The organism is Pseudonocardia tropica (genome assembly GCF_040105315.1).
GTDB lineage: Bacteria > Actinomycetota > Actinomycetes > Mycobacteriales > Pseudonocardiaceae > Pseudonocardia > Pseudonocardia alni.
In genome coordinates, this window is record NZ_JBEDNP010000009.1 from 1 (window position 1) to 21,643 (window position 21,643).

Sequence of the window (21,643 nt, forward strand, 5' to 3'; positions counted from 1 at the left end):
GTCCTGAGCCAGGATCAAACTCTCCAACAAAACCCTGACTTGCAACAAACAACTGGCCACAACACCCGACGGGATCGAATGCTGCAACCAAACAAACAATTTGGCACAAAACGCCAAACCGAATAAAATAGCTCGACACACTGTTGAGTTCTCAAAAGACACCCGCACCGCAATCACCCAGACTCTCCGAAAAGAGCGGGATCCTGAAGACGGATCGCCTTGACCCACAAAGACAACCACACCGAGAAACTCGGTGAACCACCGGGGGTCACTGTCCGCGGGGCCTGTTGACCGGGCCTCTCAAGGCCCGTTCTGTCCGGCTCACTCGCTGACAGGAAGAAAGTTACGGCATGGCGTTCGGGCACGTCAAACCGGGGTCGGAAAACCGCACTGACCTGGGCAAACCCGTCTCCGAGCCGCACAACGCCACGGTCGAGCCCGACCCTGTCGAGCGACGAACGGTCGCCCTGACGAGCTCACTCCGGATACTGGTTGACCAGCGCCGATCGCGCAAGGGGAAGCTCGCGACGGGACGCGGACCCGGCGCTCCACCCGTCGTTCGTCACGCGCCCGCCTGCCCGCCAACTGATTTCAAGATTTTTTCCGACCGTCCGTCGTGGCATCCGGCCGCGACGAGCGGTCGGCAGGCGGGAGCTCGTCCTCGCCGGGGACCGGCGGGGACGGGTGATCACGATCGTCGTCCGCGGGTGGCCGTTCGTCGTGGTGCCTCGTGGGAGCCGTCCGTCGGCACGCGAGACTCGGCGCGTGCACCCCGACGGAGACGTTCTCCCACCCGTCCTGCACCGGCTGCGTGCCGGCGCGGAGCTCACCGCGGCGGCCTGGTGCCGTACCCCGGGTGCGACGAGCAGGGTCCGGGCGACCGTCGTCGCCGGGCGGCTGGTGGTGGAGGCGGGGGACAGCGAGCCCTTGTGGATCACGGCGTCGCCCGTGGCGCTCCCGCTGCGGACGCGGTCGGTGGACCGGGTCGCCGTGCCGATGCTGCTCCCCCACCTCCGAGACATCGACGGTCTGTTCGCGGAGCTGCGGCGGGTACTCGCCCCGCACGGCCTCATCTCGGTCCTGGTGCCGGCGCCCCGGTCGTTCGGCTGGCGTGGGGGCCCGCTGCGGAAGGCGGTGCGGGATGCGTGGCGGCACCGGTCGGCCGTCGAGCATCCGGACTGGCTCGCGGCCGCCGCGGACTTCGCCGTGCTCGCCGACGACCGTCTCGACTTCACCCTCGACGGGGTCGAGCCCTCGGATGGGGCGGACGAGCTGTGCGCGGCCGGCGTCTACCCGCCCGATCTGCCGGAGCGGGCCCGGGCGGACCTCGCGGCGCACCGTTCGGCGGTCCGCACGGTGCGGCTGCGCCGGGTGGTGGCCCGGCGCTGAGGGTCAGTCCGCGGTGGCGATCTCGGCGACGGCCCCGGCGATCCGCAGGTCCTGACCCGGGCCGTCGACGTCGTCGATCTCCACGACGTCGGCGACGATCGCGGTGATGTTGTCGGGCCCGCCGCCCTCGTTGGCGAGTGCGATGAGCCGGGTGACGACCTGGTCCGGCTCGGCGTCGGAGGCCAGCTCGCGGTGCAGTGCCTCGTCGTCGAGGACCGCGGTGACACCGTCCGAGCAGAGGAGGTAGCGGTCCCCGGCGAGGACGTCGACTCGGTCGAGATCCGGGTCCGGCGCGTGGTCGGTGCTCAACGCACGCATCAGGACGGACCGGCGCGGGTGGTGCGCCGCCTCCTCGAGGGTGATCTGCCCCTGGTCGACGAGCTGCTGAACCATCGTGTGGTCGTGGGTGAGACGGCTCAGCTCGCCACCCCGCAGCAGGTAGATGCGCGAGTCGCCGATGTGGGCGAGCGCGAGCTGGTCACCGGTGAGGAGCAGCGAGACGACGGTCGTGCCCATCCCCCGCATCTCCGGCTCGTCCGCGGCGCGGCGGGCCAGCCGGTCCGTGGCGTCGTTGAGCGCCTCGGTCAGCTCGGCGGCGAGATCGACGTCGGTGAGATCCTGCGGCAGGCGGGCCTCCAGCTCGGTGAACACCGACACCGTCGTCGCACTCGCGATCTCGCCGTGGGCGTGACCGCCCATCCCGTCGGCCACGATCAGCAGTCGGCCGGTCGTCGCTCCGGAGTCCTGGTTCGACGTCCGGCGACGGCCCACATCCGACCCGAGCGCGGATCGCAGTCCCAGCACCATGGGGACAGTATGGACGTCACGGTCCGTCAGCGTCGCAGGCGAGGCCCGTTCGGCGTGTGCTTCAACCGGTCGGATGGCACTCCGCCCAGCACACGGGCCGGATCGGGTGGTTCGTGACGACGGTGCCGCGGCCGTGATCGCTTGCCCTCCTCGCTACGGTGAGAGCGCACCGGACGATGTCCGGGGCAGCCGGCCCTCGTAGCTCAGCTGGATAGAGCAAGAGCCTTCTAATCTCTAGGTCGCAGGTTCGAGTCCTGCCGGGGGCACACTTTCCGCAGTTCAGCGCATCGCCGCTCCGACCGCTTCACGATCGGCCCGACCGGTACCTCCCGTTCCCGGCCCGCCGGACCGCGTCCGTCGTCCGCGCCTCGACCGGTGGAGCCGCGCCCGACGCACGACCGTGCCCCGCCGGATCACGACGGGGCACGGTCGGCGGCGGGTACGCGGGTCAGCGCAGGCGCACGCTCGCGTCCGGTTCGACGGCGCGGAAGGTGAAGCTCTCCTCCAGGTAGAGGTGCACCTCGCGGGCGTCGTGGTCGGAGTATCCGATCGCGAGGTCCTGGCCGACGTCGAGCAGGAAGTCCCCGCCGCGCTGGCTGACGACCACGGCACCGTCGAGGCCGTGGGCGCGCAGGATCTGCCCGCCGAGGATCCGGCTCAGGTGCTCGAACAGCGGGTAGCCGCCGTGCTCGGCGGTCTCCACGATGCGGGTGTAGCCCTCGGGCGCGATCGCCATCGCGTAGGGGCCCTCGATGCCGTTGCGACGCAGCTGGTCGACCGCGCGGGCGATGGCGCCGGGGTAGGTGTCGGGATTGTCGCCCAGGGCCACGGTGTCGTAGGGCGAGACGTCCGCGATGCCCTCGAAGCCGGCCTCGGGCCAGCCGTGGAAGATCGCCCGGTTCTCGATCGCGGCGGCCGCACGGGCGGCGCGGGCGAGGTCGTCGAACTCCGGGTCCTGCGCGCCGCGCTGCAGGTCGTCGATCTCGTCGCGGGACACCGTGAACGGGACCCGGAACTCGGCGAGGGGCTGCACCCGGCGCAGGCGCGCCGTGATGCCGTCGACGGCGAGGCCGGGCGGCGGCCCGTCGAGCCGCTGCGAGCGACCGAGGTCGACCGACGACGTCCCCCAGCCCGCGGTCCCGGTCCAGTCCGCGAGGCGGCGCCCGGCCAGGAGCGGGGTCAGGCGCTCGCGCGCCTCGTCGTCGACGGCCTTCCAGGCGGTCGTGGGGATGGGTGCCTTCTCCCGCAGGAGGTGGTCGTGCACGGCCACGTCTACTTCCCCTTCAGGCTGCCGATGCCGAGCCCGTCGCGGGTCGGGTCGGACGGGTCGATCTCGGCCTGGACCTCCTCGACGTAGGCCTCGGGGTCCTTGTCGGAGTTGTCGAGGCCCGCGGTGGTGGGGTGGGCGTCGAGGAACTCGGCGAACTGCCGGCCGAGCGACTCGCGCAGGCCGGTGGTGGCGTTCAGACGGAAGTTGGCGAGGCCCTCGTTCTCCTCCTCGCCCATGTGCTCGTCGTTGGCACGGCGGGCGGCCCACACCCCCTCCCACCACGGGCCGCTGCCGACCGGGCTGCGCTCGGCCTGCGCGACGCCGTCGCGGATCTCGTTGTGGTCCCCGATGGCGTCGAGTGTCTCGTCCTCCGGGTCCTCCCCGTGCGCGAGGAGCTGCGGGTAGAAGATCTTCTCCTCGGCGAGGGCGTGCACGTCGAGACGCGCGGCGAGCGGCTCCCACAGGCGGGTGAGCTCACGGGGGTCGGAGTCGCGGGCCTGGAGCTCGTCCAGCGCGGCGAACTGTCGGCGGAACCAGGCGTGGTCGTCGAGGATCAACGTGGTGATGTCCGGCACCCGCGCAGGCTACGACGGTCCGGGGCCGCCGTCTCGCCGAAGGCCCGGCGGTCGTCGGGGGTGCCGGAGGCGGGGGCGAGGTCGGCGGTGGCCGGTGCAGCCGGGCGACGGTGGACTCCTCCGTGACTGTGCACCTGTCCGGACCGGAGCCCGACGCCGGATCGGCGTCCGGCGCGCATCCGCGTCGGACCGGGTGGCGTCGCGGGACAGCGGTGGGACGACGGGCGCCCACCGCCGTGCCGGTGCGGCCCGCGACCGGGCGAGGTGTCGAGGGCGGGCGGTGCCGGTGCGCCGACGCCGCGCGACCGCCGTCGCGCCACCGGCCGACGACGCCGTGCGGGTCGTCGCACACCCCGGCCGCGGCCGGGCGGGTCGCCGCCGGGCCTGCGACGCTCGGACCGACCCGTCCGCCGTCCGAGGGAGCCCGCAGCGCCATGGCAGTCGAGACGCCGGCCGGGGTCTCCGCGGCGGCGGCCCTGCTGGACGCGGGTACGGCGCCCGGGTCGGCGCTGCTGCTGCGCGCGCTGCTGGAGGCCGCGCGGCTGCGCTATGTCGGACGTCCGACGACGCTGCGCTCCAGCGGGTCGGAGGTGCAGCTCGTGCCGACGGCCGTCGCGTCGTCGGGGCTCGGTGCCCGGGCGCTGGCGACCGGGCGGTTCGCCACGGTCACCCTGTCCGCGCGCGACGTCGTGCGGCCCGGTCTCGCGCTGCGCGGGCTCACCGTGACCGCCGCGGACGTGCGGCTGCGTCCCGGCCTCGCGCCGGAGCTGGTCTGCGGTCCGGTGGAGATCGAGGCCGAGCTCGACCCGGACTGGGTCGCCGGGCGGCTCCGCGAGCACGTCCCGCAGGTCGAGGTGGGTGTCGACGCCGACGGCGTCGCCCGGGCCCGGCTGCGCCGCCGCCCCGGGCTCGGTGCCGCCGACCTCGCGGTGTCGGTGGACGCGCACACCCTGTCCTGGAAGGTCACCGGTCTGACCGTCGCGGGGCGGTGGGTGGGGCCACCCCGCTCGGCGGACACCCGTCGCTCGGTGCGGGCGATGGTCGACCGCAGCCCGCTGGCGGCGATCCGCTCGGGACGGGTCGGGCTGCCCGGGCTGCCCGGTGCGCTGCGCCTGCACGGGCTCGACCTCGCCCCCGGCAGGATCCTGGTGCGCGGCGGGCTCGACGGGTGGCGCCGCACCGTCCCGCTCGCGCGGATCGACGACGTGCTGCGCGGCGCGCTGTCCCTGCTGGACCTGAGCCGCTGACCCGCGACGGCCGCCCCTGCCCGCCCGGCCGCCGCTCGTGTCCGGCCGCCGCTCGTGTCCGGCCGCCGCTCGTGTCCGGCCGCCGCTCGTGTCCGGCCGTCGATCAGTACACGAGCGTCGTCGTCCGGCGGCGGGACGGTGCTGAGGTACTGATCGACGGGCAGGATGGCTCTCAGCTCCGGCGGAGCCGCCGGGTGATCGCGCCCAGGCGCGAGGCCGGGCGGCGCGGCGGGAGCAGGCCGGCGACGGCGTCGTCGAGCAGGGACCCGACGGTCTCGGCCGCGCAGGTGCGGTTGGTACCGATCCCCCCGGACGGGCCCCGCTTGATCCAGCCGACGACGTAGTGGCCGGGACGGCCCGCGACACGGCCCGCGTCGTGCGGGACGACGCCGCGGTCGTCGTCGAACGGCAGGCCGGCGACCGGGCGGCCGCGGTGCCCGACGGCGCGCACGACCAGGTCGGCCGGGATGTCGGTCCCGTCGGCGGTGTGCACCCCGCGGACCCGGACGGTGCCGTCGATCCGTTCGGGCGCCGAGTGGAACCGGAACACCACCCGCGGGCGCTCCGCGGGCACCGACCAGTCGACCTTCTCCCGGCGGGCGCCGCGCAGCAGCGCGTGCGACGGCGACGCGGCGGGACCGTCGAGGGACTCGGCGATGCGGGGGTCGTGCTCGTCGACCACGACCTCGACCGTGCTGCGGCCCAGCAGCTCGCGCAGCTCCGGCGCGGTCGCGGCGACCGCCTCCGGGCCGCGGCGGGCGAGCAGGACGACCTCGGTGATCGCACCGGTGCGCAGCGCGGCCGACGCGGCGGGGTCGATCGGGGTGCCCTCGAGGTCCGCGGCCGGCGCGGTGAGGACCCGGGCGACGTCGATCGCGACGTTGCCGGTGCCGACCACGACGACCCGCTCCACCGCGGTGTCGACGGCGTCGCGCGGCACGTCGGGGTGGCCGTTGTACCAGCCCACGACGGTGTCGGCGGCGATGCTGCCGACTCGCCCCTCCCCCTGCAGGCCCAGGTCGCGCGGCGCGGGCGCCCCGACGGCCCAGATGACGGCGTCGTGGCGCTGCGCGAGCTCGTCGGCGGTGACGTCGCGGCCGACCTCGGTGCCCAGGCGCATCCGCACCCGCGGGTGGGTGTGGAAGCGGGCGAAGGACTCCCCGATCCCCTTCGTCGACGGGTGGTCGGGCGCGACCCCGAACCGCACCAGACCGCCCGCGACGTCGAGCCGGTCGTACAGCGTGACCGTCGACGAGGTGTGCAGCAGCAGGTCCTGGGCGGCGTACATCCCGGCGGGCCCGGTCCCGACGACGGCGACGTCGAGCGGGGCCATGTCCGCGGGCAGCGACCGCGTGAACGTCAGCGGGTACCACTCGTGGAACAGCGGGGAGTCGCCCTCCAGCTTCCCGGCGACCGGCTTGCCCTCGTAGTAGTCCGCGTTGACCTCGGCGTACCCGGCGAGCGACGCGCTCAGCTTCTCCACCGGGACGATCGCGTCGACCGGGCAGGCGTCGGCACACGCCCCGCAGTCGATGCACGCCCGCGGGTCGATGTAGAGCATGTCGGTCGTGGCGAAGTCCGCCTCGTCGGGCGTCGGGTGGATGCAGTTGACCGGGCACGCCGCGACGCAGGACGCGTCGGTGCAGCAGGTCTGGGTGATCGCGAAGGGCACGGCCGGCTCCGGGTCAGATCAGGTTCGCGCGACGGTAGAAGTACAGCGCGGGCCTGGTCAGCAGGCCGCAGGATCCCAGGAACTCCATGAGCCCGGCGCAGGAGGAGCGCAGCAGCGCCTTGTGGTGCTCGTTGCCGGCCGCCTCGCGCAGGGCGCGCCGGGTGTCGAGACCGACGTTGGCGTAGACCTGCTCGTTCCACATGCTGGTGACGATGAAGTACGCGGCCATCGCGACGGCCAGCGCCTGCCACCGGCGGCGGACCGGGCCGGCGCCGCGCAGGTTCTCCTTCGTCTCCTCGCGGGCGAACTTCATGTGCCGCGACTCCTCCACCACGTGGATGTTGGAGATGGTCCGCACGAACGGGGCGACCCGCTCGTCGCGCATCCAGTCGCGCTGCATGACGTCGAGGACCTCCTCGGCGACCAGGATGGAGGCGTAGGCGGCCTCGCCCCGCCAGGTGGCCGCACAGAAGCGGCCGAGCGCGACCGTGGAGCGCTTCGGGACGTACGCGGGCGCCCCGAGCTTCGCCGAGCCGCGGGCGAACATGATCGAGTGCCGGCACTCGTCGGCGATCTCGGTCAGGGCCCACTGGAACGACGGGTCGGTCGGGTCCTTGGCGTAGAAGTCCCGCAGGACCAGCTGCTGCAGGATCATCTCGAACCAGATGCCGGTGGAGGCGACCGAGGCGGCCTCGTGGCGGGTCAGCTCCGTGCGCTTCTCCTCGGACAGCTCCGCCCAGTAGGCGGTGCCGTAGAGGCTGCTCCACTCCGGGCTCATGCCGTGGTCGTCGGTGTTCAGCGGGGTCTCCCAGTCGACCTGGGTGGCCGGGTCGAACGAGAGCTCCGCGGACGAGCGCAGCAGACGCTCGGCGGTGTCGTGACGGTCGGCGGCGTGCCGGTCCGCTGCGTGCCGGACGTCCCCGGCCTCGAGCCCGTGCTCCGGAACGGTGGCGGTCATGTCGACTCCTCGCAGACAACGACGTCAGGTGCTGTAACCGCCGGTAACGTTACCACCGGTTACACGTGACGCAAGTCCCGGGACGCGACACGACACGATCACCGGCCGACGACACCGGCGCGGGTGAGCACCGTCCACCCGGGAGGGTTATCGTTGCGATGCGCAACTACCTGGGAGGTCGCGACGTGACACCGGAACGGGACGGACCTGCGGTCGTCGGCACCGTGCGGGGGCGGTCCGGCACCCCCGTGCCGGGCGCGACCGTCACCGTCACCGACCTCGACGGGCGTCAGCACGGGCGGGCCGTCAGCGGCGGCGACGGCACCTACGCCGTGGCCCTGACCACCGGCGGGACCTACCTGGTGGTGACCCGGACCGACGGTGCCGGGCCCGACGCCGGGCTGGTCGCCGTCGTCGCCGCCCCCGCCCGGCACGACGTGACCGTCGCCGGCGGCGGCACGGTGCGGGGCACGCTGACCGACGCCGCGGGCCGCCCGGTCGGGGGCGCCGCCGTCACCCTGATCGACACCGCGGGCGAGGTCGTCGCGCACACGCCGACCGACCCGGCGGGCCGGTTCCTGGCCGAGACCCCCGGCACCGGCCCGCACACCCTCACCGCGACCGCACCCGGGCACGGGCCGCTGGCCCGCACGGTCGACGCCGACCCGGCCGGGCCGCCGGTGGAGCTGCGGTTCCCCGCCCTGGCCGGGATCGCCGGCGTCGCCCGCAGCGGCGACGGCCGCCCGGTCCCCGGTGCGCGGATCGTGATCGGCGACAGTGACGGACGCACCGTCGCCGAGACCACCACCGGCCGGGACGGCAGCTACGAGCTGCACGGGCTCCCGCCCGGACGGCACGAGCTGACGGCGAGCGGCTGGGCGCCGGTCGTCGTCGCGGTGCAGGTGGCGCGCGGCGCGACCACACCGGTCGAGGTGCGCTTCGGCGCCCCGGACCCGACCGACGACCGGATCGGCGACCCGACGAGGACGGAGCAGGGACGTGGCTGAGCTCTACGGACGGCTGAGCACCCCCGACGGCTGGCCGGTGACCGGCGCGACGGTCACCGTCATGGACGCCACCGGCGTGCAGCGGGGCCGGGCGGCCAGCCGGGCCGACGGCGGGTTCGCGGTGACGGAGCTGGCGTCGGGGCCGCACACGGTCGTCGTCGCGGCGGCGGGGTACGAGCCGTCCGCGCGGGCGGTCTCCCTCGCCGGGGACGGCACCGACCTGGGCCGCGTCGAGCTCGCCCGGGCGGGCGGCGCGGTGCTGCCCACCCCGGGCCTGTGGCGGATCGACCCGCAGCACTCCAGCATCCGGGCCACCGCGCTGCACCTGGGGATGAGCCGCATCCACGGCAGGCTGCGCCGGTTCTCCGGCGACCTGCGGGTGGCGGACCCGTTCGAGGCCAGCTCGGTGAGCGTGTCGATCGACGCGGGCTCGGTCGACTCCGACGACCCCGACCGCGACACCCACCTGCGGACCGCGGACTTCCTCGACGTCGACGGCCACCCGGCGATCGGCTACGACGGCGACGGCCTGACCCGCGTCGACGCCACCCGCTGGACGGTGCACGGGATGCTGGCGCTCAAGGGCGTCAAGGCCCCCGTCGACCTGCACATGACCTACGGCGGCACCGGCCCCGACCTGTGGGGCGGCACCCGGGCGGCGTTCACCGCCACCACCGAGATCTCCCGCGACGAGTTCGCGATCGACTGGAACCAGTCGGTGCTGGCCGGGGTGCTGGCCGTCGGCCGGACGCTGCGGATCGACCTCGACGTACAGGCCGTCCTGCAGGAGGACTGACCCACCCCCGGCGCACGGCCGCCCCGCCCGGACACGTGGTCCGGGCGGGGCGGCCGGCTCGGCCCGGGCGGCCCTGTGCACAGCAGCCCGGGCCGGGTCTCAGGTCAGGCCGTCCAGCACGCCGAACGCGGGTGCGGTCAGGTCGACCGGCTTCAGCAGGTCCTCGGGCAGCGGCGCGGCCGGGACGTCCTTCAGCAGGTACACCGCGGTGTTCCCGTCCTGCCGGTCGCCCGCGGACGGGTCCAGGTCGGCCGAGTCGGAGGGGTGGGCCTCGCCGTCGTAGTGCCAGACGGAGCCGTCGTAGTGGGCGTCGCCGTGGCCGTGCCGGCTGCCGTGGTGGTCCTCGTCGGCGTGGGCGAGCCCGCCGGCCAGGGTGGCCAGTGCCCCGGCGCCGGCGACGGCGGCCAGCGCGCGGACGGTGGTACGTGCGGTCATCGTGTGAACCTCTCTGGTGGGGGAGCGTCCGGCCGGCTCAGCAGAGCGAGTCGGCCGGCTTGGGGTTGGTCAGGCCGAAGACCGGCCGCAGCCGCAGCCCGACCCAGGTGCCGCCGAGTGCGACGACGGCCCAGATCCAGCCGTGCAGGCTGAACGAGGCGATGCCGGAGAAGTAGGCACCGATGTTGCAGCCGCCCGCGAGGCGCGCGCCGTAGCCCATGGCGATGCCGCCGAGGACCGCGCCGAGGGCGAGCTTCCACGGGATCCGCTTGTGCAGCACGAACGCACCGCCCACCGCGGAGGCCACCAGTGCGCCGATCATGATGCCGACGTCGAGGTTGGAGATGCGGTCGGCCAGCACCGGCGCGGCCAGCGACCGCGCGTTCGCCGGGACCTGCCAGTACGCCAGCCCCGCCATGTCGAAACCGACGGCCTGCAGGACCTTCGAGCCCCACAGCGCGAACGCCGAGGTCACGCCCCACGGGGCGGCGGAGACGAACAGGACCGCCGCGTTGAGCACGGCGAGCACGACCGCGCCGACCCACATCGGCCACGAGCCGCGCAGGACCCGCGCGACGCCGCGCGCCGACGGCGGGCGCTCGACCGGCGGCGGGGTACGCCGGCGGGCGACCACCCAGGTGACCGCGGTGATCGCGGCCGTCACCAGCAGGGTGACGGCGACGGCGCCGGGGTAGCCCAGCACCTGGGCCAGGTTGACGCTCGGGCCCTGCGGCACGGTCTGCGTCCAGAAGGTGTGGGTGAACACCGCGAACATCGAGCCGACGATGAACCCGAGCAGGGTCAGCACGATCGCGGACTGCCCGCTGCCGACGGCGAACAGCGTGCCCGAGGCGCACGACCCGCCGACCTGCATGCCGACGCCGAACAGGAACGCGCCGACGACGAGCCCGATACCGATCGGGTTGGTGAACCCCTTCGGCTCGCCGGCGAGGGCGAACCCGGACGAGAGGATCACCGCGAACAGCACCGACGCCGTCGCCAGCATGACCATGTGCGCGCGGATCGCGGCGCCCTGCCCGACGGCGACGAGCTGGCGCCAGCCGGAGGTGAAGCCGAACCGGGAGTGGAACAGGGTGAAGCCCAGGGCCAGGCCGAGCGCGGCGGTGCCGACCATCGTCGCCGGGGCCACCGTGCCCACCCCGACCAGGAACAGCACGGCCAGGACCAGGCCGACGGCGACGACCCGCCACTGCGGCGGGGCGGCGGCGCGGTCCTGCGGGCCGAACGCGGTGCGCCCGCTGCCGGGCAGCTCGCGCAACGCGCGGGCCAGTGATCCCGGCGACCGGCCGGGCGGGTCCTTCGTGATCGACACGGGAGCCTCCTCGTGGGTGGTGCTGGTCAGGGGGTGGGGCCGGCGGGGGCGCCGGGCCCGGGGTCGCTCAGGGCGGAGCCGATCCGGACGATCGCGCCGCCCGGGAACCAGGCGGCCTCGTTGGGGGCACCGTGGTGCCCGCCGTCGTCGTCGTCGGCGGTCATCGGCACGCTCACCGGGGCGGCACCGTACAGAGCCGGTGCCGGATCGGTGTAGGGCTCACCGGTCGTCGCGGTCCAGGCGCGCAGGCCCGACAGCGACGGGGCGGACCCCGGTGCGACGGCGGCGAGCGTCCGGACGTAGCGCTGCGGGACCTGCTCCTGCGGGCCGAAGTCCAGCGGGAGCAGGGTGCCGGGGCTCTGCCCGAGTACTCCCCCGGTCAGCAGCCACGGCGCGAGGTAGGTCCCGCCGAGCGCGGTCGGTGTGGTCTGCGCCGCCCGGGCGGTGTCCCGCACGGTGGTCGCGGCGTGCTGCCACCCGGACACGACGATCAGGGCGTCGTCCGGGCCGGGGGCCGAGCGCACCGGCAGCCCGGTCGCGGCGGCCTCGCCGCGCACGACGTCGGCAGCGGCGCGCGAACGCGGGGACACGTCCCCTGCGATCGCCAGACCCGGCGCCTGCTGCGAGGCGAGCGCGCGGACGGTGCCGCGCAGGGCGCGGGCGTCGGCCGGCTCGAGGGCCTCCGACGGGCACGGGCCGAGCCCGGGGTCGCCCCCGGCCACGATCCGCCCGACGGCGGCGGACAGGCACTCCGGTCCGTCGGCGCCGGTCGCGCCGGCGGGTGCGGCCCGGTCGGTGCCGACGTCGACCGGCACCGCGCGGGCCAGCCCCCCCGCGGTGACGGTGATCGAGGTCGTGCCCTCGGGCAGGTCGACCAGCGCCCAGCCGCCCGGGGCGCCGGAGCGGGCCGTGAACGGCACGTCCCGGTCCCCGGCGCGGACGGCGTAGCCGGCGGGGGCACCGGTCTCACCGTGTCCGGCGGGCATCGTGACGTCCGGCCCGGTCACGGTGACCCCGGCGCCGGTGAGCTGCACGAGGTTGGGGCCGGGCCGCATCGGGGCGACGGCCAGCGTGAGCGGTCCGGTACCGAGGTCGACCGCCCGCAGCAGGGCCTGGCCCGGGACGGCCGCGGGGGCCGGCGCGGGGAGGGCGGCGAGCAGCGTCGCCGCGCCGACGGCGACGACCGCGGCCAGCGCGGCGGGGGTGCGGACGCGGTCGCGCACCTCGTCGGCGCGGACCCGGTGGCCCGCGCGGCGGGTCAGCACGCTCTCGGCGAGCAGCAGGGCCGCGACCGCGGCCGGGGCCACGACCGTCACCAGCGCGGCGCGGCCGAAGCCGGTGCCGTGCACGTCGGTGAGCGAGAACGGCCCGGCGACGGCGAGGCGCACCGCGGCGAGCACGGCCCCCACCGCGCCCGCCGCGATGCCGAGCACGCGCACCCTGGCGGGCCGCGCGTCGTCGTCGGTGCGGGTGGTGCCCAGGTGCACCGCCGCACCGGCGGCCAGGGACCCGACGACGGCGTAGCCGGCGTCGAGCGCGAACCACGGCGCGCCGGGGGTGCCGGCGAGCTGGAGGACCAGCAGCGCGGTCACCGCGACCGCGGGGACCACGGCCAGGACCGGGCGCGACCCGGCCAGCAGGGCCGGCACCGCGACCGCGGCCACGAGCAGGAACAGGGTCCAGCCGGTCGGCCCGGCGCCGGACCGGGTCATTGCGGCAACCGCGGCGGAGACGGCGACGAGCGCCGCGACTCCCGCGACGACCCGCTCGGCGCGTCCGGGTGCACCGGCCAGGACACGGACCAGACCGGTTCCGGCCACCACGGCGAGCGCGGTGAGCAGGACCAGCCGCAGGGCCGTGTCCGCGAACGGCACGCCGTCCTGGGGTCCTCGGGCGAGGACCGCCGGGGCGGCCCCCGCCACTGCACGGAGCAGGGCGGGGGCGTCCCCGGCCGGGCCGGCGGGCAGGAGCCCGCCGGCCGGCACGAGCGTCACGATCGACGAGGGGGACATCATCAGTCCTTGATGTCCTCGTCGGCCGCGACGAACAGCATCGAGTGCGGCTTGGCGTTGCCGAAGTCGCCGTGCGGCCAGTGCTGACGGTTGAAGTTCAGGCACGTGTCGCCGGTGTCCTCGTCCTTGAACGTCTCGTCCAGGCTGAGCTTGCCGTCCTGGGCGATGTCCACCATGCAGACCCGGTGGTCGCCGTCGAGCCCGGTGCGGGCCACGAAGTAGTTCGCGGTCGCGAGGCGCTTGGGCTGGTCGGTGTGGCGGAAGTAGCCGTCGTCACCGCGCTCCAGGTTGTCCAGCGCGCCCCAGTGCGGGCCCGCGCCGGTCTGGTCCGGGTTGATGCCGACCGTGCTCTTGATGGTCGGGCAGTCGGCCTCGGCACCGCCGGCGGTGGTCTCCTCGATGGTGTCGATGGAGCACTCCGGGGTCCCGCCCGAGGCCAGCAGCTTCTCGATGTCGAGCGCGATGACACCGCCCGCCGTGCCCTTGTCGTCCGGGCCCAGCGTGCCGGCCTTGCGGCCGATCGTGGCGTGGTAGAGCGTCTTGTCGTCGGCGCTGGTCTGGATCCAGCCACCGTTGGCGCTCGGGCCGCCGTTCTCGCCACCGACGCCCAGCTCGGGGGCGGAGGTCCCCAGGTCGAAGACCTCCTTCCAGACCGGGTTCTCGGCGGTGATGTCCGGCGTGTAGTGGATCGCACCGCCCTGCATGGTCTGGGCGAACGCGCCCTTGTTCTCCGGCCGGTTGGTGACCGTGGTCTCCATGACGGCGCGGTTCTCGTTCCGCAACGGGTCGACCCCGTTGGAGCGCGGACCGGTCGGCAGGTACTGCACCGACTTGACCTTCGGCTTGTTCAGGTCGGAGATGTCCCAGGTCCGCACGGTGGGCCGGCGCAGGTACGGCGACGGGTTCTTCACCGGGTCGAGGATGATCGACCGCGGCTCCGCGTAGTCACTGGTGACCATGGTGTTCAGGTCCTCGCGGACCTGGATGCCGTGCGGGTTCGCGCAGGTGGGGTTGCCCAGGGCCGGCATGTTGAGGCACTGGGTCGGGTCCTCGGGCGTCTCGGTCGCGGCCGGGGCCTCGACGAGGTTCTTGCCCTCCTGGTCGAACCGGACCACCGAGCCGGGAGAGCCCGCGAAGCCGTTACCAGTGCGGACCTCGCCGTTGGTGTAGCGGCACGGACCCGGGGCGACGGGGCCGCCCATGTAGGTGCCGTAGGCGGTGCCGTCCTTCAGGACCCAGTAGGCGTCCGGCACCGAGCCGCAGAGCGTCTGCGACGGCAGCGAGATGCCCGACAGCTTGATCTCCGGCAGCGCCGCGACGTCGAAGACGTAGGTGGCCGCGGAGTACAGGCCGCCCGCGTAGATCTTGTCGCCCTTGCGCCACGAGTACTGCATGTGGTGCGGCTCGTTCTCCACGAGCGGGCCGACGGTCGCGGTGTTGACGACCTTGCCGTAGTCCGGGGTGTCCTTGGTGACGTCGACGACGGCCAGGAAGTCCGGACCCGGGGCGGCGTCGCGGACCTTGTCGACCGGGTCGAGCAGCGACCCGGGCAGGTTGCGCACGTCGGCGACCGCGGTGTCGGCGACGTTCTCGTCACCGGCCCAGACCAGCGCGTACTCCTTCTTGGGCCCGTCGGCGGACTGCTGACGGGCCTCCGGCGTGAGGTTGTTCTCGACCCAGTAGTTCTTGCCGTCGGCGCCGGTGACCTCGGACTTGACCTTGTCGATCGTTCCCTGGGCCGACGCGGGGATCGCGACGACCCCGGCGACGACGGCGGCGCTCGCGAGGGCGATGAGCCCCCGGCGCGCCCAGCGGGACTTCGGGAGCAGGCTCATTCGCCGGCCCCACCGCTGAGGAAGGTCGGGGTGATCTGCTTCGGCGCCTTCGACACGACGTCGACCAGCCCGGCGGCGGGGACGCCCGCGGGGGCGAAGTCGCGCAGCTGCTGGATCGGCTGGTCGGAGTCGAACGCCTCGTAGGACGACTCGACCGGGGGCGCGGTCGGCGCCGGGTCCGGCTGGTCGTCGTTCGGGGCGCTGAGGATCGGGCCCAGGTCGGGGACCAGGTCCGGGGTGGCCGCCTGGGCCGCGCCGGACAGGCCGATCAGGGCGGTGCCGGCGAGAGCGGCTCCGCCGGCGATCAGCCGGGCCCGGGACGCGGACCGTGCGCGGTGCTGAGGCACGACGTGTCTCCTTCTCTTGTGACGGGGAGCGGGTTGGGGTCCGATGTGGACGTCCGGCGAGCGGCGGGCCGCAGCCCCCGTCCGGCGTGGACGGCGGTGCGGGGCGCGGGCAGGCGCGGGCGTGCGTTCCGACGGGCGTCGGACTCCACCCTCCCGGGCCGCCGGAAGGGCGGGGCGGGAGGTCCGCGCGAGGCGCGGTGGTGTGTCGGGGTGTGCTGGGGCGGTCCCGTGGGTACCGCGGCTGCGGACCCCGTGACGGGGACGGCATGCGGCGGAGCGCGGGCGCGCCCCCGGAGCCGGGCGCGGTCAGGCGCCGGAACAGAGCGCGCTCGCCTGGCGGCGCAGGTCGACGTGGCGCCGAACCGCGAACCGGGAGACGAGGTGCATGGGAACCAGTAAACAGACCCGTTCGGAGTAACCCGACACCGGACAGGTCCACATCATGGGATCGGGCCCACGGGCCCCCGGGATCAGGCACGGGGAGTGACCTGAGCTACTCGACACGGACCGGGACGACCCGCCCCGGGGCACCGGAACCGGGCGAAACGAATCACCCGATCGTGTCAACAGCGTCGGGAACCGGTTCGACACAAGGCTCTGACCTGCAACGACGCGGGCCGCGGCAGTCCATACGGGAACCGGTCCGGACAACCCGGCCGCCGGCTCCGCCGGCCGACACGGCCGCGGGGCCGACGCCGGTCATCCCGGTCCGAGCATCCGTACCGCGCTTGTCCTCGAGGATCATCGGCCGGACCTCGGGCCTCGTCTCGGGGGCCTCGAGGTCCGCGGGCCACCGGTCCGGGGTGAGGACCGGATAGCCCGACCCGCACAGCACCGTGCGGCGCAGCATGCTGTTCGCGGGCCCGCACGGGCTGCGGCGGGACGTACGTCGGCGACCAGCCGGACGGGTCGATGTACACGTCGGACTCGTGGGTGGCGATCGAGATCCGCGGGCGACGGCGGTGGTGCAGCAGGTCCGAGGAGCCGGAGGTGCCGACCCCGGCGGCCCCCGGAGTCGTGGGCGCGCTCACCCCTGCCGGGCATCGGCCTGTTCGCCGGCTGTCGGTCGCTGTCGGACCGGGTCGGACGACGGCCGGTCGTCCTGGGCGGGGCGGTCGCCACCGGTGTGTGGTGCTGTCGGCGGTGACCGTGGTGCCGGCGCTGGTCCCGGTCGGGTCGGTGCTCGCGCTGCGCGAGACCTCCCGCGACGGACCGACCGGGCCGGTGGTGCCCGCCCCGCCGGCACCACCGAGCCCCCCACCCGCTGACCCCGCCCCTGTGCGGGAGCCGGCACCCCGCCACCTGCCGCGGCACCCCCCGCGCGGGTTCCGGGCGACGTCACGGGGCGCCACGGCGGTCCGGTACGCCGTCGCGGGGGTCCGGTACGCCGTCGCGGCCGCGGGGCGTCGGGACCGCGGCGCGCGGCGGGGGTCAGGCCCGGGCGTCCTGCGGGGCCGTGGTGGGTGCCGGCAGGCGGGACGCGGCCACCGCGACGACCACCGTCACCAGGGACACGCCCGCCGCGACCAGGAAGGCCGCGTGCACCCCGGCCGCGTCGACCCCGGCGCCGGCCGAGGCCAGGGTCATGACGGTGATGAACAGCGCCGTCCCCGCCGCGCCCGCGACCTGCTGCAGCGTGGTGAGGATGGCGCTGCCGTGCGAGTACAGCCCGCCGGGCAGCGAGCCGAGCGCGTCGGTCATCAGCGGCGTGAACATCAGCGCCAGCGCCGCGGACAGGCCCACGTGCAGCACCACGACCAGCCAGATCGGCGTCGCCGCGGCCAGGGTGGTGAACCCCCACATCACGACCGCGAGCAGCACCGAGCCGGGCAGCACCAGCGGACGGGCGCCGACCCGGTCGTAGGCACGGCCGACGAACGGGCCCAGCAACCCCATCACCAGCCCGCCCGGCAGCACCACCAGGCCGGCGACGAAGGCGCTGTCGCCCAGCACCTCCTGGATGTAGAGCGGCAGCAGGATGATCGCGCCGAACAGCGACATGAACCCGGTCGCGACGAGCACCAGCGACAGCGAGTACCGGCGGACCGTGAACGGGCGCAGGTCCAGCAGCGGGGCCGTGCCGGTGCCGCGCTGCAGCCGGACCTGGCGGTGCACGAACACCGCCAGCGCCACCGCCCCGAGCACCAGCGGCACCCACGGCGGCACCGCGGTGTGCGCGCCCCCGGCCGCGGACTCGCCGATCGCGGACAGCCCGTAGACGATCCCGGAGAACGCGACCGCCGAGATCAGGACCGAGGCGACGTCGAGCGGGGCCCGCGTGGTCTCCGCGGCCACCCGCAGCCGCAGCGCCCCCGCGACCAGGGCGACCAGCGCGATCGGCAGCACGATCCAGAACATCCAGCGCCAGCCCAGCGCGGAGAGGATCACCCCGGACAGCGTCGGGCCGACCGCGGGCGCCACCGCGATGACGATCGAGATCGTGCCCATCGTCTGCCCGCGGCGGCTCGCCGGGACCAGGCGCAGGATCGTCGTCATGAGCAGCGGGATCATCACCGCGGTGCCGGTGGCCTGCACGACCCGCCCGGCCAGCAGGAACCCGAACGCCGGCGCGACCGCGCACAGCAGGGTCCCGCTGCTGAACAGGCCCATCGAGGCGAGGTAGACCGACCGCGGCGGGAACCGCCCCAGCAGGTACCCGGTGATCGGGATGACCACGGCCATCGTCAGCAGGAACCCGCTGGTCAGCCACTGCGCGGTGGCCGGGGTGACCCGCAGGTCGGCGATCAGCGCGGGCAGCGCCACGCTCATGATCGTCTCGTTCAGGATCATCACGAACGCCGAGCCGACGAGCAGCGAGATGATCAGCAGGGCTCCGGCGGGCAGCCGCTCGGCGTCGCGGCCGGCGGCCGGCTCGGTGGTCACAGCGTGCTCCTCGGTACGTGACGGACGCGCCCACCCCGGGGCTCCGGCACACGGCGCGGCCGGGCGGCGGGGTGGCGGTGTGCGAGTGCACCACGGCCGGGCGGGCGGTGGCGAGCCGTTTCCGTCCGGGCGCGGAGGGGACAATGGCGCCATGTCCACCTACGACGTCGTCGTGGTCGGGGCCGGTCCCGCCGGCTGCGCCGCGGCACTCAACGTGCTGCGGCTGCGACCGTCGGCGTCGGTGCTCCTGCTCGACGCCGCGGCCTTCCCGCGCGACAAGACCTGCGGCGACGGCGTCGCGGCCGAGGTGTTCGACCTGCTCGACGAGCTGGGCGCCACCGGGGTCCGGACCCTCGGCGTCGCGGCACCGCGGCTGCGCCTGTGCACCCCCCGGGGCCGGGCCGTGCACCGCACCGCGCCCCGGCCGAACCGGGTGGTCACGCGGCTGGAGCTGGACGCGGCGCTGGTCGACGCGGCCGTCGCCGCCGGGGCGCGGCTGTACCGCCACCGGGTCCGCACCGTCGTCCCGCACGGGGACCGGGTGCTGCTCGACGACGACATCGTCGCGAGGGTCGTGATCGGCGCCGACGGGGCCCACTCGGTGGTCCGCCGCGCGCTCGGCGCACCGGGCGTGCCGCCGTCGTCGACGGCGGTGGCGATCCGCGGGTACGCCCCGGTCGCGGCCGAGCCGGGGACGCTGTCGATCGAGTACGCGGGCGGCGCCGTCCCCGCCTACGCCTGGTCGTTCCCGATCGCGGGCGGCGGCGCGAACGTCGGCTACGGCGTGTTCGACGAGCGCGGCGCCGGGAACCGGGCGTCGCTGCTGGAGCGGCTCGCCGCCCTGCTGCCCGGCCAGGAACCGGACCCGGCGACGCTGCGCGCGCACCACCTGCCGCTGTCCACCGCGCCCCGGTTCCAGCCCGACGGCCGGGTGCTGCTGGCCGGCGACGCCGCGGCGAAGGTGAACCCGCTGACCGGCGAGGGGATCTTCGACGCCGTCGCCTCCGGGATCCTCGCCGGGCGCAGCGCGCTGCGCGGCGACGACGCGGGCGCCGCCCACCGCGCCGCCATGGAGCGGACCTTCGCCCGCCACCACCGCCACGTCGGGGCGCTCGCGCGGCTGGCCGCGCGCCCCGCGTTCCTCGACGCCGCGATCGGCGCCGCCGCCCGGAACCAGCGGGTGTTCGACTGCGCGGTCGGGCTGGGGCTGGCGCGCGGCACGGTCTCCCCCGCCGCACTCGCGGTCGTCGCCGCGCACCTGCCGGGTGCCGCGCTCGGCGGCGCGGTCCGGCGCCGGGCGGCCGCCCGCTCCGGGGTGTGAGCCGGTGCCGCCGACGGGCCCCGGCCGCCGGGCTCCGGTAGACAGGACGGCATGGAACAGGTCGTGCTGCTGGACGACGACGGCAACCCGGTCGGCGTCGCGGACAAGGCCACCGTGCACGGTGCGAGCACCCCGCGGCACCTGGCGTTCTCCTGCTACGGCGTCGACGACGCCGGACGGCTGCTGGTGACCCGGCGCGCCCGCACCAAGACCGCCTTCCCGCTGGTCTGGACGAACACCTGCTGCGGGCACCCCGCCCCCGGCGAGGACATGGCCGACGCGGTGCACCGCAGGCTGGCCGACGAGCTGGGCATCCGCGCGACCGAGCTGCGGATGGTGCTGCCGGACTTCAGCTACCGCGCGTCGCAGGACGGGATCGAGGAGAACGAGCTCTGCCCGGTGTTCGTCGCCCGGATCAGCGGCGAGCCCGAGCCGCGCCCCGACGAGGTCGAGGACGTGGCCTGGTGGAGCTGGTCGCGCTTCCGCGCCGCCGCCGACGACCCGGACTCCGGGCTGTCGCCGTGGGCGCGGATGCAGGCCCCGCTGCTCGACGTGCTGGCCGACCCGCTGCTGGTCGGCGCCCGGGGCTGAGCCCGGGACTGGTGGAATGGGCGGGTGGTCCCCGACCTGTCCCCCGACCTGTCCGGCGCGCTGGGCGCCGCCCTCGACGACGCGCTCGACCGGGTCCCCGCCGCGCGGCTCGCGCCGGTGGTCGACCGGCTGATCCGCGACTACCGCAGCGGCACGGTGCCCACCGCGCCGATCCTGCGCACCGACGACGACGCGGCCGCCTACGCCGCGTACCGGATGCCCGCGACGCACGCGGCGGTCGTCGACGTGCTGGAGCGGGCCGCCGCGCGGGTGCCGGAGCCGGTGTCGCTGCTCGACCTCGGCGGCGGGACCGGTGCCGCGGTGTGGGCCGCGGCGCAGGTGTGGCCGTCGCTGGCGCGGGCCACGGTGCTGGAGGCCGCGGCGCCGGCCCGGGCGCTGGGGCGCAGGCTCGCGGGCGGGGCGCCGTCGGCGCTGCTGCGCGGGGCCCGCTGGGAGGCCGCGGTGCTCGGCACCGCCCCGGCGCTGCCGGAGGCCGACCTGCTGACCGCCTGCTACCTGCTCGGGGAGCTGCCGGTGCCGGTGCGCGACGCGGTCGTCGACGCCTCGGCCCGGGTCGCGCGGGTGGTCGTGCTCGTCGAGCCGGGGACGCCGGCCGGGCACGCGCGCATCCTCGACGCCCGTGCCCGGCTGCTCGCCGCGGGCCTGACCGTCGCCGCGCCCTGCCCGCACGACGGCGCCTGCCCGGTGACCGGCGACGACTGGTGCCACTTCGCCGTGCGCGTCGGGCGCAGCTCGCGGCACCGGGTGCTGAAGGCCGGCTCGCTGGGCCACGAGGACGAGAAGTTCTCCTACGTCGTCGCCGTGCGTGACGACGACGGCAGCGTCGGACGGGCCCCGGGCCGGGTGGTCCGGCACCCGCACACCCGCAAGGGACTGGTGACGCTGCGTGTCTGCGAGGCGGACGGGACACTGCGGGACACCCCCGTCCCGCGCAGTCGTAGGGAGCTGTTCCGGCACGCCCGTGACACCGCGTGGGGCGACGCCTGGCCACCCGTGTGAGCCCTCCGGGTTGCTCGCAAGCGGGGGAGGTGAACGTCACAGACCGGACGCGCCGGAGAACGTTGTGAATCTGTAACACCGACCGGCATCGTGGGCGACTGACCGGGCGAGACGGCCATCAGGTGGGCCGCGAGCAGCAGCATTC

At 75.1% G+C, this 21,643-nt stretch carries 18 protein-coding genes and 1 tRNA gene; 8 read left to right on the forward strand and 11 right to left on the reverse strand.

Annotated features, from left to right (window positions below; translation table 11 throughout):
• The first annotated feature begins 765 nt into the window (after window positions 1-765).
• The gene (locus WHI96_RS15895; RefSeq protein WP_345646465.1) at window positions 766-1,389 is read left to right on the forward strand and encodes a methyltransferase domain-containing protein; all 624 of its coding nucleotides are present in this window, start codon (window positions 766-768) and stop codon (window positions 1,387-1,389) included.
• Between the two features lie 3 nt (window positions 1,390-1,392).
• On the opposite strand, the gene WHI96_RS15900 is transcribed toward WHI96_RS15895, so the two are convergent.
• Window positions 1,393-2,196: a Stp1/IreP family PP2C-type Ser/Thr phosphatase gene (locus tag WHI96_RS15900; protein ID WP_345646462.1), complete on the reverse strand. Its 804-nt coding sequence runs from the start codon at window positions 2,194-2,196 to the stop codon at window positions 1,393-1,395.
• Window positions 2,197-2,388: 192 nt separating this feature from the next.
• Between WHI96_RS15900 and WHI96_RS15905 the strand changes: the two genes are divergently transcribed.
• Window positions 2,389-2,462, forward strand: a tRNA-Arg gene (locus WHI96_RS15905).
• Window positions 2,463-2,644: 182 nt separating this feature from the next.
• Here the strand turns inward: WHI96_RS15905 and WHI96_RS15910 are convergent.
• Together WHI96_RS15910 and WHI96_RS15915 are read right to left on the reverse strand one after the other, a co-directional pair.
• Complete coding sequence (locus WHI96_RS15910; protein WP_345646459.1) at window positions 2,645-3,466, reverse strand: family 1 encapsulin nanocompartment shell protein; 822 nt, start codon at window positions 3,464-3,466, stop codon at window positions 2,645-2,647.
• Window positions 3,467-3,468: 2 nt separating this feature from the next.
• On the reverse strand, window positions 3,469-4,041 hold the full coding sequence (locus WHI96_RS15915; protein ID WP_345646456.1) for a hemerythrin domain-containing protein: 573 nt from the start codon (window positions 4,039-4,041) through the stop codon (window positions 3,469-3,471).
• A gap of 434 nt (window positions 4,042-4,475) precedes the next feature.
• On the opposite strand from WHI96_RS15915, the gene WHI96_RS15920 reads away from it, so the two are divergent.
• Window positions 4,476-5,288 (forward strand): hypothetical protein, encoded by an 813-nt coding sequence (locus WHI96_RS15920; protein ID WP_345646454.1) that lies wholly within the window; start codon window positions 4,476-4,478, stop codon window positions 5,286-5,288.
• 172 nt (window positions 5,289-5,460) lie between these two features.
• On the opposite strand, the gene WHI96_RS15925 is transcribed toward WHI96_RS15920, so the two are convergent.
• Both WHI96_RS15925 and WHI96_RS15930 read right to left on the reverse strand, forming a co-directional pair.
• Window positions 5,461-6,960, reverse strand: coding sequence for an FAD-dependent oxidoreductase (locus WHI96_RS15925; RefSeq protein ID WP_345646451.1), 1,500 nt, complete (start codon window positions 6,958-6,960; stop codon window positions 5,461-5,463).
• A gap of 13 nt (window positions 6,961-6,973) precedes the next feature.
• Entirely contained in the window at window positions 6,974-7,918 is a 945-nt protein-coding gene (locus WHI96_RS15930; RefSeq protein ID WP_345646448.1) for an AurF N-oxygenase family protein, read from the reverse strand.
• A 158-nt stretch (window positions 7,919-8,076) separates the two neighbouring features.
• On the opposite strand from WHI96_RS15930, the gene WHI96_RS15935 reads away from it, so the two are divergent.
• Together WHI96_RS15935 and WHI96_RS15940 are read left to right on the forward strand one after the other, a co-directional pair.
• Window positions 8,077-8,925, forward strand: coding sequence for an MSCRAMM family protein (locus tag WHI96_RS15935; RefSeq protein WP_345646445.1), 849 nt, complete (start codon window positions 8,077-8,079; stop codon window positions 8,923-8,925).
• Window positions 8,918-9,721 (forward strand): YceI family protein, encoded by an 804-nt coding sequence (locus tag WHI96_RS15940; protein ID WP_345646442.1) that lies wholly within the window; start codon window positions 8,918-8,920, stop codon window positions 9,719-9,721. The genes WHI96_RS15935 and WHI96_RS15940 overlap by 8 nt, the downstream gene beginning before the upstream one ends.
• Window positions 9,722-9,820: 99 nt before the next feature.
• Here the strand turns inward: WHI96_RS15940 and WHI96_RS15945 are convergent, their stop codons facing one another.
• The 6 genes from WHI96_RS15945 to WHI96_RS15970 all read right to left on the reverse strand — a co-directional run bounded on the left by WHI96_RS15945 (window position 9,821) and on the right by WHI96_RS15970 (window position 18,566).
• Window positions 9,821-10,156: a hypothetical protein gene (locus tag WHI96_RS15945; RefSeq protein WP_345646440.1), complete on the reverse strand. Its 336-nt coding sequence runs from the start codon at window positions 10,154-10,156 to the stop codon at window positions 9,821-9,823.
• A gap of 37 nt (window positions 10,157-10,193) precedes the next feature.
• The gene (locus WHI96_RS15950; RefSeq protein ID WP_345646437.1) at window positions 10,194-11,489 is read right to left on the reverse strand and encodes a YeeE/YedE family protein; all 1,296 of its coding nucleotides are present in this window, start codon (window positions 11,487-11,489) and stop codon (window positions 10,194-10,196) included.
• 26 nt (window positions 11,490-11,515) lie between these two features.
• Complete coding sequence (locus tag WHI96_RS15955; RefSeq protein WP_345646434.1) at window positions 11,516-13,504, reverse strand: hypothetical protein; 1,989 nt, start codon at window positions 13,502-13,504, stop codon at window positions 11,516-11,518.
• Window positions 13,504-15,336: a hypothetical protein gene (locus WHI96_RS15960; protein ID WP_345646431.1), complete on the reverse strand. Its 1,833-nt coding sequence runs from the start codon at window positions 15,334-15,336 to the stop codon at window positions 13,504-13,506. Before WHI96_RS15960 ends, WHI96_RS15955 begins: the two co-directional genes overlap by 1 nt.
• A complete protein-coding gene (locus WHI96_RS15965; RefSeq protein ID WP_062400879.1) occupies window positions 15,333-15,683 on the reverse strand; it encodes a hypothetical protein in 351 nt (116 codons plus the stop codon). Before WHI96_RS15965 ends, WHI96_RS15960 begins: the two co-directional genes overlap by 4 nt.
• Before the next feature lie 1,431 nt (window positions 15,684-17,114).
• Complete coding sequence (locus tag WHI96_RS15970; protein ID WP_345646427.1) at window positions 17,115-18,566, reverse strand: DHA2 family efflux MFS transporter permease subunit; 1,452 nt, start codon at window positions 18,564-18,566, stop codon at window positions 17,115-17,117.
• A 151-nt stretch (window positions 18,567-18,717) separates the two neighbouring features.
• Here WHI96_RS15970 and WHI96_RS15975 point away from each other — a divergent pair, with 151 nt between their 5' ends.
• The 3 genes from WHI96_RS15975 to WHI96_RS15985 are packed head-to-tail and all read left to right on the forward strand — an operon-like array spanning window position 18,718 to window position 21,498.
• On the forward strand, window positions 18,718-19,887 hold the full coding sequence (locus tag WHI96_RS15975; RefSeq protein ID WP_345646424.1) for a geranylgeranyl reductase family protein: 1,170 nt from the start codon (window positions 18,718-18,720) through the stop codon (window positions 19,885-19,887).
• Between the two features lie 51 nt (window positions 19,888-19,938).
• A complete protein-coding gene (gene idi / locus WHI96_RS15980; protein ID WP_345646421.1) occupies window positions 19,939-20,478 on the forward strand; it encodes an isopentenyl-diphosphate Delta-isomerase in 540 nt (179 codons plus the stop codon).
• A 24-nt stretch (window positions 20,479-20,502) separates the two neighbouring features.
• On the forward strand, window positions 20,503-21,498 hold the full coding sequence (locus tag WHI96_RS15985) for a small ribosomal subunit Rsm22 family protein (RefSeq protein WP_345646418.1): 996 nt from the start codon (window positions 20,503-20,505) through the stop codon (window positions 21,496-21,498).
• Window positions 21,499-21,643 lie beyond the last annotated feature (145 nt).

Excerpts from the sequence above, each read along its gene's own strand:
- WHI96_RS15900 (WP_345646462.1), bottom strand. The coding sequence starts at position 2,196 with ATGGTGCTGGGACTGCGATCCGCGCTCGGGTCGGATGTGGGCCGTCGC.
- WHI96_RS15920 (WP_345646454.1), top strand. The coding sequence starts at position 4,476 with ATGGCAGTCGAGACGCCGGCCGGGGTCTCCGCGGCGGCGGCCCTGCTG.
- WHI96_RS15930 (WP_345646448.1), bottom strand. The coding sequence starts at position 7,918 with ATGACCGCCACCGTTCCGGAGCACGGGCTCGAGGCCGGGGACGTCCGG.
- WHI96_RS15935 (WP_345646445.1), top strand. The coding sequence starts at position 8,077 with ATGCGCAACTACCTGGGAGGTCGCGACGTGACACCGGAACGGGACGGA.
- WHI96_RS15945 (WP_345646440.1), bottom strand. The coding sequence starts at position 10,156 with ATGACCGCACGTACCACCGTCCGCGCGCTGGCCGCCGTCGCCGGCGCC.
- WHI96_RS15955 (WP_345646434.1), bottom strand. The coding sequence starts at position 13,504 with ATGATGTCCCCCTCGTCGATCGTGACGCTCGTGCCGGCCGGCGGGCTC.
- WHI96_RS15960 (WP_345646431.1), bottom strand. The coding sequence starts at position 15,336 with ATGAGCCTGCTCCCGAAGTCCCGCTGGGCGCGCCGGGGGCTCATCGCC.
- WHI96_RS15975 (WP_345646424.1), top strand. The coding sequence starts at position 18,718 with ATGTCCACCTACGACGTCGTCGTGGTCGGGGCCGGTCCCGCCGGCTGC.
- idi (WP_345646421.1), top strand. The coding sequence starts at position 19,939 with ATGGAACAGGTCGTGCTGCTGGACGACGACGGCAACCCGGTCGGCGTC.